Here is a 12630-nt window from a genome sequence, read left to right as displayed (position 1 = left end):
GGATTTATGAAAAAAATATTAGTAGCAGATGATGAAGATGTGCTGAGAATGCTGATAGTGGATACACTAGAAGACGATGAGTATGAAATAGAGGAAGCAGAAAACGGCTCAGAGGCGCTTGAAATGGCTCTAGCAAAAGAATATGACCTGTTAATTGTGGATTATATGATGCCCGGCTACAACGGAGTGGAAGTGCTGAGCCACCTAAAAGAACAGGGAAGGCTGACGCAGATGAAAAGCCTGATGCTGACGGCTAAAAGTCAGGAATCCGACAGAGAAAGCGCTTTGAAAGCGGGTGCGACGGATTTTTTAACAAAGCCATTCAGCCCCGCTTTACTTGTAAGCGTCGTAGAGGACCTTCTGGATGATTAACTATATTCTGGAAAAGGCGCACCGGAGTTTTTTATTAATTTTTGTGTGCCTGCTTTTGCTAATGGGGATCGGGGCTGTTATTCAGTTAAATCATATCAGCAGTGAACAGGAAGACATCCGAAACCAATCGGTTGAATTAAGAGAACTTGATGGTTTGTTATTCGATTTGGAAACAACTCTTCAGCAGGTAGTGATACAAGGCCGGGGGTATTACATTTATCAGGAGGAGGCTATCCTTGAAAATTTAAACACGGAAATAACGGAGCTGGAATCTATACTTGCAGACTATCAGGCGCTTGACAGCACCCGCAAAAATGAAGAATTCGGTCAGGCAATTGACGCATTTATAACGCGGTATTCGGAGGAATGGATTCCGCAGGTGACTGCTCAGATCGAAAATGGCGGGGGCGAAATAAGTGCGGTTACGTCAGGGGAAATTAATGACCAGGCTAATCGTATTATTGACCAGACAACAGAAGAATATACTGCGATAGAAAGTGAACGTGCCGCTATAAATGATGATTATTTTGCCTCCACTATACAGGCCAATAATTCCATTCTGCTTTATTTTGTTCTGATCCTGCTTGTTCTGGGTGTGAGCGTCTGGACTTTATTGTACTGGCTCACGAAACCGCTTCAGGATTTAGAAGAAGCCGCAGACAAAATTGAAACCGGAGAAGACGTGGAGCTTAAGTATACAAAGCGCAAGGATGAAATGGGGGCGCTCAGCCGCACGTTCTCGCAGATGGCGGCAAGCATCCAGAATAACCAGGAAATGTTGACTGACCGTAATGAAGAGCTGGAAAGCCAGCAGGAAGAATTGGAGCTTCAGCGGGAACGCCTTCATCAGATGAATGAATTTAACTCCTCATTATCAGCCGTGTCGGAAAAAAATGAACTGCTGCAGACCATATTAGTTCATTTTCAGGAGTTGTTTCCATTTGAGAAGGCGATGATTTTAACGATGCAGCCGGAATGGATGACGGCAAGTCTCGGAATGAGCGATGCGCGGGTCAAGTGGCTCACAGAACATATTGAGGAAACTCCTGCGATGATAACGTATGAAACAAAAGCTCCGCACATGGTTAAAGTGCAGGCGGACGCATCGGAGCAGGGGCTTTCAGAGGAAAGCCGGGATATGTACGAGCTGTATATGCCTATCTTTTCCGAAGGGGAACATTTAATTGGTATCTGCTGTATGTATCGGATCGGCCGTCCATTTTCACAAGAAGAGCAGCATGCGATGTTCGGCCTGCTGAGCCAGTCCAAGATCTCCTTTGAGCGGATTATTCTTCATGAAACAACGGAAAAGGACAGTGCTCTTTATCAGGCAATTATTAATAATGTGAATGAGGGCATTCAATTTATTGACGCAAAGGGCAGAATGATTCACAGCAACAGTAAGATGGATCAAATAGCCGGAAAGTGCGCCCTTAAAAAATCTCAGAAGCCGTCTTTTGAAAGATGGACGTCCGGCCTGCTTTCCCACGTAGATGAAAAAGACCGCTCTATGCTTGAAGCTTATTTCTACTCCTATCGTGAAGGGGAAAAACCGAATATCGAAAAAGTGTACTATCACGTTCACGATGAAGAAGAAGTCCGGGTGTATGAAGTATACGGAGAGCAGCTGTTCAGCGATGGAGAGCTGCAGGGTACTATTTTTGTACACAGGGATCATACGAGAAACTATGAGCTTGATAAAATGAAGTCCGACCTTGTGAGTACCGTCAGCCATGAGCTGCGCACTCCGCTTTCCAGTATTCTCGGCTTTGCAGAGCTTATGCTGATGAAAGAACTAAAACCGGAAAAGCAGAGAAAATATATAGAAACGATTCATAAAGAAGGAAACCGGCTGACTCATCTGATCAACGATTTTCTGGATCTGCAGCGAATGGAATCAGGCAAGGAAAGCTATGAAAAAGAACGGGTGGATGCTGCCGAAATTATTATGAACGTGGTTCATACAATGGAGCCCGGTCAGCCGAATCATTCATTTATAATAGAAGACAAGCTGCAGTCAGGAAAAATTTTCGCGGATGAAGATAAGCTGGTTCAGGTGATGACCAACCTCATCAGCAACGCTGTGAAATTCTCGCCGAACGGTGGTAATATTACTATCAGCATGCAGAATTCCCAGGATAACGTAATGGTATCCGTTACGGATCAGGGGCTGGGCATTCCAGAAAAAGAGCTGCCAAAGCTGTTCAGTAAATTCCACCGGGTAGAAGGAGAAAAGCGCCAGAAAATCCGCGGCACCGGCCTGGGGCTCGCGGTATGCAAAAAAATTCTCGAAGACCATAACGGCAGAATTATGGTGACGTCTGAAGAAGGCAAAGGCAGTACATTTACTTTTTATCTGCCGGCACTTGACGGGGAAGAACTTCTTCAGTATACGCAATCGGATTCCACATTGACTGCGCTCGTCCTCGAGGACGATAGAAGTCTCGGCCTGCTGCTGTCAGAGGAGCTGCGCCATGCTAAATATGAGGTTGCGTTTCATTTTAATCCAACCGCCGCCCTGGCTGCGATTGACAGCGGCCTGAAGCCGGATATATTTATTGTCGACGTTATGCTTGGCGATGAAATGGATGGGTGGACATTTATTCAGCATATAAAAGCGAGAGAAGAACTCAAAAATATACCGATCATTGTTTCTTCTGCATTAAATGAAGATACAGAAAAAATGCAGGAACTGGAAGTGCATCATTATTTAACAAAACCTTATCCACCGCAGAAGCTGTCCCAGCAGGTGCGCTATTTATTAAAGAAAACAAATCCTTCCGGAGAAATTTATGTCCCTTCGGTAAAAGAATAAGGATCTGTTTGCATCTTTTTTCAAAAAACCAGTGTATTCTGCTGGCATCTCGAAAACTGTCCCGGCGGGGGACAGTTTTTTTCTTTCCCGGTGGCTTAACTGATATGCGATAATGAATTAGTGGGCAAAAAAGGAGGTCATATCATTGTTAAGTACACTGCTCGCTAATGCCTGGAGTTTTATGGCGATTGTATTTGTTATTAATATTTTATACGTAACGCTGTTAACGCTGCGGCTGATTTTTACATTAAAAGGACAAAAATATTTTGCCGGCCTGTTCGGTATTATCGAAACGCTGGTCTATGTTATCGGCCTGGGGCTTGTCCTTGAAAATCTGGATAACTATTTAAATCTGGTTGCCTATTCCGTTGGATTTGGAACAGGGGTACTGGTCGGCATGAAAATTGAAGAAAAGCTGGCTTTAGGATATATAACGGTAAATGTTATAACAAAAGAATATGAACCGGATATTCCCAACACCCTTCGTGACAAAGGTTATGGTGTTACAAACTGGGTGGCATATGGACGCGAAGGCGAACGAATGATGATGGAAATTCTGACTTCCCGGAAATCGGAGGCGCGTCTGTACCGGACGGTGAAAGAACTTGATGCGAAAGCCTTTATTATTTCGCACGAACCGAAAGCCTTTTTCGGCGGCTTCTGGGTGAAAGGAATACGACGATAGGAGTATTAAATATGGCTGCAAAGAAAACGTTTGAAGTGCAGGAGGGAGAAACGATCTCCGAATGTCTCGACCGCATCAGCAGGGAAGGCTTTGTTCCTGTGCGCAGGATGGAAAAACCCGTATTTACTGAAACGATCATAAATGGCAAAAAAGAGCATACGGTATTAAAACAACAAATCATTTTTGAAGCAAAACCTCAATAACCGAACATTAAAACTTAATATAATTATAATGTTCGATTTCCGTTGACAGATTTCATGACATCTTGTTAAGCTGTAAGAGGAATAAAAACGACATATAACCCTCATATAAAATTGGGAATAGGGCCCAAACGTTTCTACCTGGTGACCGTAAATCGCCGGACTATGAGGAAAGAACGCCCCCGGCACCGTGTCCGGGGTGTGTTCTTTCCGGCCCCGGCAAGTCTGACAGCTTTCTATAAAAGAAAAGTCAACCTACCGGGGCTTTTTTCGTGGATTTTTAACACATAGAATACAATGGAGCAAAGTCGTAGAGGAGTGGAAGAATGAATCCGCAGGTTGGAGTAATTATGGGAAGCACATCCGATTGGGAAACGATGAAGAACGCATGTGATGTGCTGGACGAATTAGATATTACGTACGAAAAACAGGTGGTTTCCGCTCACCGGACACCGGATTTAATGTTTGAATATGCAGAAACGGCCCGGAAGAAAGGGTTGAAGGTAATTATTGCAGGAGCAGGAGGCGCCGCTCATCTCCCGGGCATGACCGCGGCCAAGACAACCCTTCCTGTGATCGGCGTACCGATTCAGTCCAAAGCGCTGCAGGGAATGGATTCGCTTTTATCGATTGCGCAGATGCCCGGCGGCGTTCCGGTTGCCACAGTAGCTATCGGAAAAGCAGGCGCTGTTAATGCAGGCCTGCTTGCTGCCCAGATTTTATCAGCCTTTGATGAAAATCTTGCTGAAAAAATGGATAACCGGCGCGAAGAAATGCGCAGTAAAGTAATAGAAACGGGGGAGCTTCCATCATGACGTTAATTCCTCCCGGCAGTACAATAGGCATACTCGGCGGCGGCCAGCTCGGACGCATGATGGCGATTGCGGCCCGGCCGATGGGCTACCGCACAGCAGTACTGGAACCTTCGACAGGCTCACCTGCCGGTCAGGTATCCGATGTAGAAGTAGAAGGCGCCTACGATGACCGCAGCGCAGCAGAGGAGCTTTCCTCCCACTGCAGCGTTTTGACTTATGAATTTGAGAATATTGATGCAGAAACGGCTTCTTTCCTGGAAAAGTCCATGTACCTTCCGCAGGGGGGCACTCTTCTTCAAACGACCCAGCACAGGCTTCGCGAGAAGCAGGCCATTCAAGACGCCGGCGTTCCGGTTGCCCCTTACCGGCCGGTAACCGACTATGAGTCTCTGGAGGCCGCGGTTGAAGCCATCGGTTTTCCTGCTGTCTTGAAAACATGCCGGGGCGGTTATGACGGCAAAGGACAGGAAGTACTGAAAAACGAATCCGGTCTTCAGGAAGCCTACAGCCGGCTTGCAGAAAAAAATCCGGCGGACTTTGTGCTTGAAGCCTGGATTCCTTTTGAAAAAGAAATATCCGTGATTATTACCAGATCGACAACAGGGGAAACAGCGGTTTTTCCGGTAGGCGAAAATATTCATGAAAACAATATTCTCCATCAAACAATTGTTCCGGCCCGTATATCCGGAAGCCTCGCAGAGAAAGCCTACGCAGTGGCGGAAACATTAGCCGGCCATCTAAAGCTTGTCGGGACACTCGCTATTGAAATGTTTGTTATAGATGAAGAAACGCTCTATGTCAATGAAGTAGCGCCCCGCCCGCACAATTCCGGGCACTATACGATCGAAGCTTGTGAAACATCCCAGTTTGAGCAGCATATCCGTGCCGTCTGCGGTCTTCCTCTGGGACCGACCGGACTTCTGAAGCCGGTCGTGATGACGAATATACTTGGTGAGCACGTGGAGCCGGTAATGAACGGCCTGCAGGATTTTGCCAAAGAGCATATTCATCTTTACGGAAAAGCCGAAAGCCGGCCCGGCCGGAAAATGGGACACTGGACCGTGCTGCGCGACAGCGTGGAACACGCGCTCGAAGACAGCAATAATGTATGGAATACCTATATAAAATAAAGCAGCAGATAGAGAGAGTGGAGGAATCAACATGATCGAACGTTACACCCGCCCGGAAATGGGAGAAATATGGACAGAAAACAACCGCTTTAACGCCTGGCTAGAGGTGGAAATTTCCGCCTGTGAAGCATGGTCCGAGCTTGGGGATATTCCAAAGGAAGACGTGGAAAAGATCCGGGAAAAAGCAGGCTTTGATGTGGCGCGCATCAATGAAATCGAGCAGGAAACGCGACATGACGTCGTAGCTTTCACAAGAGCCGTATCAGAAACGCTTGGGGAAGAACGCAAATGGGTGCATTACGGCCTGACTTCCACCGACGTCGTGGACACAGCTCTTTCCTACCAGCTGAAACAGGCGAACGCTATCCTGTTGAAGGACCTGGAAAACTTCACTTCTATTCTGAAAGAAAAAGCAAAAGAACATAAATATACGGTAATGATGGGGCGTACACACGGCGTGCACGCAGAGCCGACAACTTTCGGTCTAAAGCTTGCCCTCTGGTATCAGGAAATGCAGCGTAACCTGGAGCGCTTCCGTGCTGCCGCAGAAACGGTACGTGTTGGAAAATTGTCCGGCGCAGTCGGTACATTTGCCAACATTCCGCCGTACATCGAAGAGCACGTCTGCCGTGAGCTCGGCCTTGAAGCGGCACCTGTTTCCACTCAGACGCTGCAGCGGGACCGTCACGCCCACTACATGAGCACGATTGCCCTTATTGCCGGATCTATCGAAAAAATGGCTGTGGAAATCCGCGGCCTGCAGAAAAGTGAAACCCGTGAAGTAGAGGAGTTTTTCGCTAAAGGCCAGAAGGGATCTTCTGCCATGCCTCACAAACGCAATCCGATCGGCTCGGAAAATATGTCAGGGCTTGCCCGCGTTATCCGCGGCCACATGCTGACTGCTTACGAAAACGTGCCGCTTTGGCATGAGCGTGACATTTCCCACTCGTCGGCGGAGCGGATTATCCTGCCGGACGCAACGATTGCACTTAACTATATGTTGAACCGCTTCGGCAATATCGTAAAGAATCTCACTGTGTTTCCTGAAAACATGAAAGCCAATATGAAAAGAACGTTCGGCCTTATTTATTCACAGCGCGTGATGCTGACGCTTATCAACAAAGGCATGGCCCGCGAAGAAGCCTATGACCTCGTGCAGCCGACGGCGATGCAGGCGTGGGAAGAGGGCGTGCAGTTCCGCACCCTGGTGGACCAGCAGCCGCGTATTACGGAAGTACTTACTGAAAAAGAAATTGATGAATGCTTTGACTACAATCACCACATGAAACAGGTCGACACAATTTTTAAGCGTGCAGGTATTGAGTAAATAAACCGGGGAGGCGTTTTGAGTGGAAAAGCAGGATCTTCTGTATGAAGGAAAAGCCAAACGGCTTTATGAAACAGATACACCAGGACTTCTCTGGGTGGAATATAAGGATGAAGCGACAGCATTTAATGGAGAGAAAAAAGATGTCCTGAAAGGAAAAGGAGAGCTTAATAATGTCATCTCTTCCCTTCTTTTTGAAAAGCTGACGTCTCTTGGCATCCGCAATCATTTTGAAAAAAAGATCTCTGAAACAGAACAGCTCGTGCATAAAACAACGATTATTCCGCTTGAAGTGGTAGTCCGGAACGTAGTAGCGGGCAGCCTGAAAAAACGCACCGGTATTCCGGAAGGCACGGAAGTAGATGTGCCGGTAGTGGAATTTTATTACAAAGACGATGAGCTTGGCGATCCGCTTATTAATGATGATCATATCCGCCTTCTTCATGCCGCAGAGCCGGCGCAGACGATCGAAATGAGAAAGCTGGCCCTCGAAGTCAATGATGCGCTGCAAAGGCATTTTGACGAATGTGAACTTATTCTTGTTGATTTTAAACTGGAATTCGGCACGACAGAAGATGGAACGATCCTGCTGTCCGACGAAATTTCCCCGGATACATGCAGGCTCTGGGACAAAACCACACGGGAAAAGTTCGATAAAGACCTGTTCCGCTACGGGCTTGGTTCACTTCAGGATGGCTACACGGAGATTTTAAAAAGACTGGGAGGCACTATTCATGGTTAAAGTACAAATTTACGTAACGTTAAAGGCCGGCGTATTGGATCCGCAGGGAAGCGCCATTAATAACGCGCTTCATACGATGGGATACAACGAAGTAAGCGAAGTGCAGACGGGCAAATTTATCGAGCTTCATATGGAAAAAACAGACGATGTACAGGAGAAAGTCGAAGAGATGTGCCATAAGCTGTTAACGAATCCGGTTATTGAAGACTATACGTACAATATGGAGGAGGTCGTTTCCTCATGAAGTTCGCCGTAATCGTATTTCCCGGCTCCAACTGTGATGACGATATGTTCTACGCCATCAAGGACGGCCTTGGAGAAGATGTAGAAAAAGTATGGTATACCGAGAAAAGCGTTGAAGCCTATGATGCGATTTTAATTCCTGGCGGATTTTCCTATGGGGACTATCTCCGCTCCGGTGCCATTGCCCGTTTTGCTCCGGTAATGGAAAGCGTAATTGAAGAAGCGGCAAAAGGAAAGCCGGTTCTTGGCATCTGCAATGGTTTTCAGGTTCTGCTCGAAGCCGGGCTGCTGCCGGGGGCGATGCAGCGGAATAAATCGCTGAAGTTTATCTGCCGGCAGACAACGCTTCAGGTGAAAAATAATGCAACAGCCTTTTCCGAAAAATACGAACAGGACGAAGAAATTACAATTCCTGTTGCCCATGGGGAAGGCAATTATTTCTGCGACGAAACCACCCTGCAGGAGCTGCAGGACAATAACCAGATTGTATTCACCTATAAAGACGATATTAACGGATCCGTCGGCGATATTGCCGGCATTGTAAATAAAGAAGGCAATGTGCTCGGCATGATGCCGCACCCGGAACGTGCTACTCTTGACCTGCTTGGCAGCGCTGACGGCCTGCCGCTGTTTCAATCTATTCTCAATCATTGGAGGAAATCCCATGTCGTTACTACTTGAACCATCCCCAGAGCAAATTAAGAAAGAGCATATTTACAAAGAAATGGGCCTTAAAGAGCAGGAATTTGCGATGGTGGAAAAAATTCTCGGACGTCTGCCGAATTATACAGAAACGGGGCTTTTTTCCGTTATGTGGTCCGAACACTGCAGCTATAAGCACTCCAAAGTCGTGCTGAAAAAATTTCCGGTTACCGGAGAAAAAGTCCTGCAGGGACCCGGGGAAGGCGCAGGCATCATCGATATTGGCGATGAGCAGGCGGTAGTATTTAAAATAGAAAGCCACAATCACCCTTCCGCCATTGAGCCTTATCAGGGAGCGGCCACGGGAGTCGGCGGTATTCTCCGTGACGTGTTCTCGATGGGTGCCCGGCCAATTGCGATGTTAAACTCCCTCCGTTTCGGAGAGCTGGAAAATCCGCGCGTCCGCTATCTGCTCGAAGAAGTAGTCGCAGGCATTGCAGGCTACGGCAACTGCGTCGGCGTACCGACGGTAGGAGGCGAAATTCAGTTTGACCCCTGCTATGAAGGCAATCCGCTCGTTAATGCTATGTGCGTAGGCTTGATTGACCATAAAGATATCCAGAAAGGCCAGGCTAAAGGGGTGGGAAACACGGTCCTTTATGTCGGAGCTGACACCGGACGCGATGGCATACACGGCGCCACGTTCGCTTCGGAAGAACTGAGCGAAGAGTCGGAGAGCAAACGCCCTGCGGTTCAGGTAGGAGATCCATTTAAAGAAAAGCTGCTTCTCGAAGCATGCCTTGAGCTCGTGAAATCAGATGCGCTCGTTGGGATACAGGACATGGGGGCAGCCGGACTGACGTCTTCGTCTGCCGAAATGGCAAGCAAGGCAGGTTCAGGTATTGAAATGAACCTTGATCTGGTACCACAGCGTGAAAAAGGTATGACACCTTACGAAATGATGCTTTCCGAATCACAGGAGCGCATGCTTCTCGTTGTAGAAAAAGGACGCGAGCAGGAGATTATTGATATTTGTGATAAATGGGGACTTCTTTCCGCCAATGTCGGAGAAGTTATTGAAGAGCAGGTGCTCCGCCTGATTCATAACGGCGAAGTAGTCGCAGATGTTCCCGTGGACTCGCTTGCAGAAGATGCACCGGTCTACCACCCGGCTTCCTCAGAACCCGCTTACTATCGGGAAAACCAGGAAATTAAATGGCTGCCGGATGTAGAAGACGTACAGGAAACCCTGCTCCGTTTATTAAAGCAGCCGACCATCGCGAGCAAAGAATGGATTTATGATCAATATGATTACATGGTGCAGACAAACACAGTCGTGCAGCCGGGATCAGATGCAGCCGTTATTAAAGTTAGAGACAAAAACAAAGCGCTCGCGATGACGACGGACTGCAACTCGCGCTATATTTATCTCGATCCGGAAACAGGTGGACGTATCGCAGTGGCAGAAGCAGCCCGTAATATCGTCTGTTCAGGCGCCCAGCCTTTAGGCATCACGGACTGTCTGAACTACGGAAGCCCGGAAAACCCGGAAATCTTCTGGCAGATTGAAAAATCAGCGGACGGCATAAGCGAAGCCTGCACGGAGCTTTCTACACCGGTTATCGGAGGAAATGTCTCTTTATATAATGAAACAAGTCAGGGAGCCGTATACCCAACGCCGGTTATCGGCATGGTAGGACTGATCGAAGATTTAAAGCATATTACGACCCAGACATTTAAGAAGGCAGGTGACGCCGTGTACGTGATCGGCGAAGCAGCACCGGAATTCGGAGGCAGCGAGCTTCAGAAAATGGAACAGGGCTTTATTTCCGGCCGGGCGCCTAAACTGGATCTGAATGTCGAGAAAAAACGTCAGCAGCAGCTTCTGGAAGCTATTAAAACAGGTATTGTTTCTTCCGCACATGATATTTCAGAAGGGGGACTCGGCGTAGCGATTACAGAAAGCTTAATAGGTACGTCGCTTGGAGCCGACGTAACGCTTTCCGAGCACCCGGTCAAGGAATTGTTTTCTGAAACCCAGTCCCGTTTTGTTATCAGCGTACCCGCCGACCAGACAAAAATGATCGAAGATATGATCGAAGATGCTCATTTCATTGGCACAGTGACGGACAACAGCCAGCTTCATATTGCATCAGCAACAGGAGAAACGGTGGTACAGGCTTCTTTAAAGACATTAGAGGAGACCTGGAAAGGAGCAATTCCATGTTTGGTGAAATCAAAGGCTTAAATGAAGAATGCGGAGTTTTTGCGATCTGGGGACATAAAGATGCATCACAGGTAACGTATTACGGCCTGCACAGCCTGCAGCACAGAGGGCAGGAAGGTGCCGGCATCGTTGTAAGCGACGGGGATAAACTGAGTACGCACAAAGGGCTCGGTCTTGTTACGAAAGCATTTAAAGAAGGCGAACTGGAAAAGCTACAGGGACATGCGGCCATAGGGCATGTTCGTTATGCTACATCCGGCGGAGGCGGACTCTTAAACGTACAGCCGCTTTTATTCCAGTCACAGACGAGCGGGCTGGCTCTCGCTCATAACGGAAACATTGTAAATGCAAATGGAGTGAAAAGTGACCTGGAACGGGAAGGCAGTATTTTTCAATCCACTTCCGATACAGAAGTAATAGCCCACCTGATTAAACGCAGTCCTCATCCAACGCTCGAAGAACAGTTTAAAGATGCACTTTCCACTATAAAAGGAGCTTACGCGTTAGCTGTTCTAACTGAAGACAAGCTGATGGTGGCTATGGATCCAAATGGACTTCGTCCGCTTTCTATCGGACGAATGGGAGACGCATATGTTGTAGCATCAGAAACGTGCGCATTTGATGCTGTAGGTGCTGTACATGAGCGTGAAGTGCAGCCCGGGGAAATTGTTATTATCGATAATGACGGAATGCGCTCGCAGCTGTTTTCAAAACCGGCGGACAGACAGATCTGCAGCATGGAATACGTTTATTTTGCAAGACCGGATTCGGATGTGGACCAGATTAATGTGCATACCGCCCGGAAAAGCCTCGGCAAGCAGATGGCTAAAGAAACGCCCGTGGAAGCGGATGTTGTTACCGGTGTTCCGGACTCTTCCATCTCTGCGGCTATCGGTTTTGCAGAGCAGAGCGGGATCCCCTACGAGCTCGGCCTTATTAAAAACCGCTATGTCGGCCGGACCTTTATTCAGCCGACCCAGGAGCTGCGGGAGCAGGGCGTGAAGATGAAGCTGTCGCCGGTCCGCGGCGTAGTCGCCGGCAAGCGTGTCGTAATGGTAGATGATTCAATCGTCCGCGGCACAACAAGCCGCCGGATCGTCCAGCTTTTAAAGGATGCGGGCGCGCTTGAAGTACATGTGCGGATTACGTCACCGCCGATTACACATCCCTGCTTTTACGGCATTGATACGTCAACGAAGGCGGAGCTGATTGCTTCCACTCATACAACCGAAGAAATGCGCGAAAAAATGGGAGCTGATTCCCTGGCCTTCATTTCCATCGATGGCATGCTCGAAGGTATCGGCAGAAGCAGCCAGGACAAGAACTGCGGCCAGTGTCTCGCCTGTTTTACAGGGAATTATCCGACGGAAATTTACGAAGACACCGTTCATCCCCATGATAAAGTGATGAACAGCTAGAATAGAAAGGGGCT

Annotated in this window: 12 protein-coding genes and 1 riboswitch; all 12 genes read left to right on the top strand. The window is 47.9% G+C overall.

Features of this window, described 5'->3' with window-relative positions:
• The first annotated feature begins 6 nt into the window (after positions 1 to 6).
• The 12 genes from ATL39_RS13135 (at position 7) to purF (ending at position 12616) form a co-directional block, all read left to right on the top strand.
• A complete protein-coding gene (locus ATL39_RS13135; RefSeq protein WP_120193811.1) occupies positions 7 to 372 on the top strand; it encodes a response regulator transcription factor in 366 nt (121 codons plus the stop codon).
• On the top strand, positions 365 to 3187 hold the full coding sequence (locus ATL39_RS13130; RefSeq protein ID WP_120193810.1) for an ATP-binding protein: 2823 nt from the start codon (positions 365 to 367) through the stop codon (positions 3185 to 3187). Before ATL39_RS13135 ends, ATL39_RS13130 begins: the two co-directional genes overlap by 8 nt.
• A 181-nt stretch (positions 3188 to 3368) precedes the next feature.
• Positions 3369 to 3872 (top strand): DUF2179 domain-containing protein, encoded by a 504-nt coding sequence (locus ATL39_RS13125; protein ID WP_211326996.1) that lies wholly within the window; start codon positions 3369 to 3371, stop codon positions 3870 to 3872.
• An 11-nt stretch (positions 3873 to 3883) separates the two neighbouring features.
• Positions 3884 to 4075: an NETI motif-containing protein gene (locus ATL39_RS13120; protein ID WP_120193809.1), complete on the top strand. Its 192-nt coding sequence runs from the start codon at positions 3884 to 3886 to the stop codon at positions 4073 to 4075.
• Positions 4076 to 4156: 81 nt separating this feature from the next.
• A riboswitch (purine riboswitch) is annotated at positions 4157 to 4258 on the top strand.
• 140 nt (positions 4259 to 4398) lie between these two features.
• The gene (gene purE, locus ATL39_RS13115) at positions 4399 to 4887 is read left to right on the top strand and encodes a 5-(carboxyamino)imidazole ribonucleotide mutase (RefSeq protein WP_120193808.1); all 489 of its coding nucleotides are present in this window, start codon (positions 4399 to 4401) and stop codon (positions 4885 to 4887) included.
• Positions 4884 to 6017: a 5-(carboxyamino)imidazole ribonucleotide synthase gene (gene purK, locus ATL39_RS13110; protein ID WP_120193807.1), complete on the top strand. Its 1134-nt coding sequence runs from the start codon at positions 4884 to 4886 to the stop codon at positions 6015 to 6017. Before purE ends, purK begins: the two co-directional genes overlap by 4 nt.
• A gap of 31 nt (positions 6018 to 6048) precedes the next feature.
• Positions 6049 to 7344: an adenylosuccinate lyase gene (gene purB, locus ATL39_RS13105; RefSeq protein WP_120193806.1), complete on the top strand. Its 1296-nt coding sequence runs from the start codon at positions 6049 to 6051 to the stop codon at positions 7342 to 7344.
• A 22-nt stretch (positions 7345 to 7366) separates the two neighbouring features.
• Positions 7367 to 8086: a phosphoribosylaminoimidazolesuccinocarboxamide synthase gene (purC, locus tag ATL39_RS13100; RefSeq protein ID WP_120193805.1), complete on the top strand. Its 720-nt coding sequence runs from the start codon at positions 7367 to 7369 to the stop codon at positions 8084 to 8086.
• Positions 8079 to 8330, top strand: coding sequence for a phosphoribosylformylglycinamidine synthase subunit PurS (purS, locus tag ATL39_RS13095; protein WP_120193804.1), 252 nt, complete (start codon positions 8079 to 8081; stop codon positions 8328 to 8330). Before purC ends, purS begins: the two co-directional genes overlap by 8 nt.
• Entirely contained in the window at positions 8327 to 9010 is a 684-nt protein-coding gene (gene purQ, locus ATL39_RS13090; protein WP_120193803.1) for a phosphoribosylformylglycinamidine synthase subunit PurQ, read from the top strand. Before purS ends, purQ begins: the two co-directional genes overlap by 4 nt.
• Positions 8994 to 11219, top strand: a complete 2226-nt coding sequence (gene purL / locus ATL39_RS13085; protein ID WP_120193802.1) for a phosphoribosylformylglycinamidine synthase subunit PurL — start codon at positions 8994 to 8996, stop codon at positions 11217 to 11219. The genes purQ and purL overlap by 17 nt, the downstream gene beginning before the upstream one ends.
• On the top strand, positions 11195 to 12616 hold the full coding sequence (purF, locus tag ATL39_RS13080) for an amidophosphoribosyltransferase (protein ID WP_120193801.1): 1422 nt from the start codon (positions 11195 to 11197) through the stop codon (positions 12614 to 12616). The genes purL and purF overlap by 25 nt, the downstream gene beginning before the upstream one ends.
• The last annotated feature ends 14 nt before the right edge of the window (positions 12617 to 12630 follow it).

Origin of the sequence: Sinobaca qinghaiensis (assembly GCF_003610495.1) — a bacterium.
Classification (GTDB): Bacteria; Bacillota; Bacilli; order Bacillales; family Marinococcaceae; genus Sinobaca; species Sinobaca qinghaiensis.
The sequence above is the reverse complement of the archived record's forward strand: the minus strand, read 5'-3'. Positions and strand labels throughout refer to the sequence as shown.

What these genes read in the sequence shown, in the direction of transcription:
- ATL39_RS13130 (WP_120193810.1), top strand. Translation starts at nt 365, where the DNA reads ATGATTAACTATATTCTGGAAAAGGCGCACCGGAGTTTTTTATTAATT.
- purS (WP_120193804.1), top strand. Translation starts at nt 8,079, where the DNA reads ATGGTTAAAGTACAAATTTACGTAACGTTAAAGGCCGGCGTATTGGAT.
- purK (WP_120193807.1), top strand. Translation starts at nt 4,884, where the DNA reads ATGACGTTAATTCCTCCCGGCAGTACAATAGGCATACTCGGCGGCGGC.
- purE (WP_120193808.1), top strand. Translation starts at nt 4,399, where the DNA reads ATGAATCCGCAGGTTGGAGTAATTATGGGAAGCACATCCGATTGGGAA.
- ATL39_RS13125 (WP_211326996.1), top strand. Translation starts at nt 3,369, where the DNA reads ATGGCGATTGTATTTGTTATTAATATTTTATACGTAACGCTGTTAACG.
- ATL39_RS13120 (WP_120193809.1), top strand. Translation starts at nt 3,884, where the DNA reads ATGGCTGCAAAGAAAACGTTTGAAGTGCAGGAGGGAGAAACGATCTCC.
- purQ (WP_120193803.1), top strand. Translation starts at nt 8,327, where the DNA reads ATGAAGTTCGCCGTAATCGTATTTCCCGGCTCCAACTGTGATGACGAT.
- purB (WP_120193806.1), top strand. Translation starts at nt 6,049, where the DNA reads ATGATCGAACGTTACACCCGCCCGGAAATGGGAGAAATATGGACAGAA.
- purL (WP_120193802.1), top strand. Translation starts at nt 8,994, where the DNA reads ATGTCGTTACTACTTGAACCATCCCCAGAGCAAATTAAGAAAGAGCAT.
- purF (WP_120193801.1), top strand. Translation starts at nt 11,195, where the DNA reads ATGTTTGGTGAAATCAAAGGCTTAAATGAAGAATGCGGAGTTTTTGCG.
- ATL39_RS13135 (WP_120193811.1), top strand. Translation starts at nt 7, where the DNA reads ATGAAAAAAATATTAGTAGCAGATGATGAAGATGTGCTGAGAATGCTG.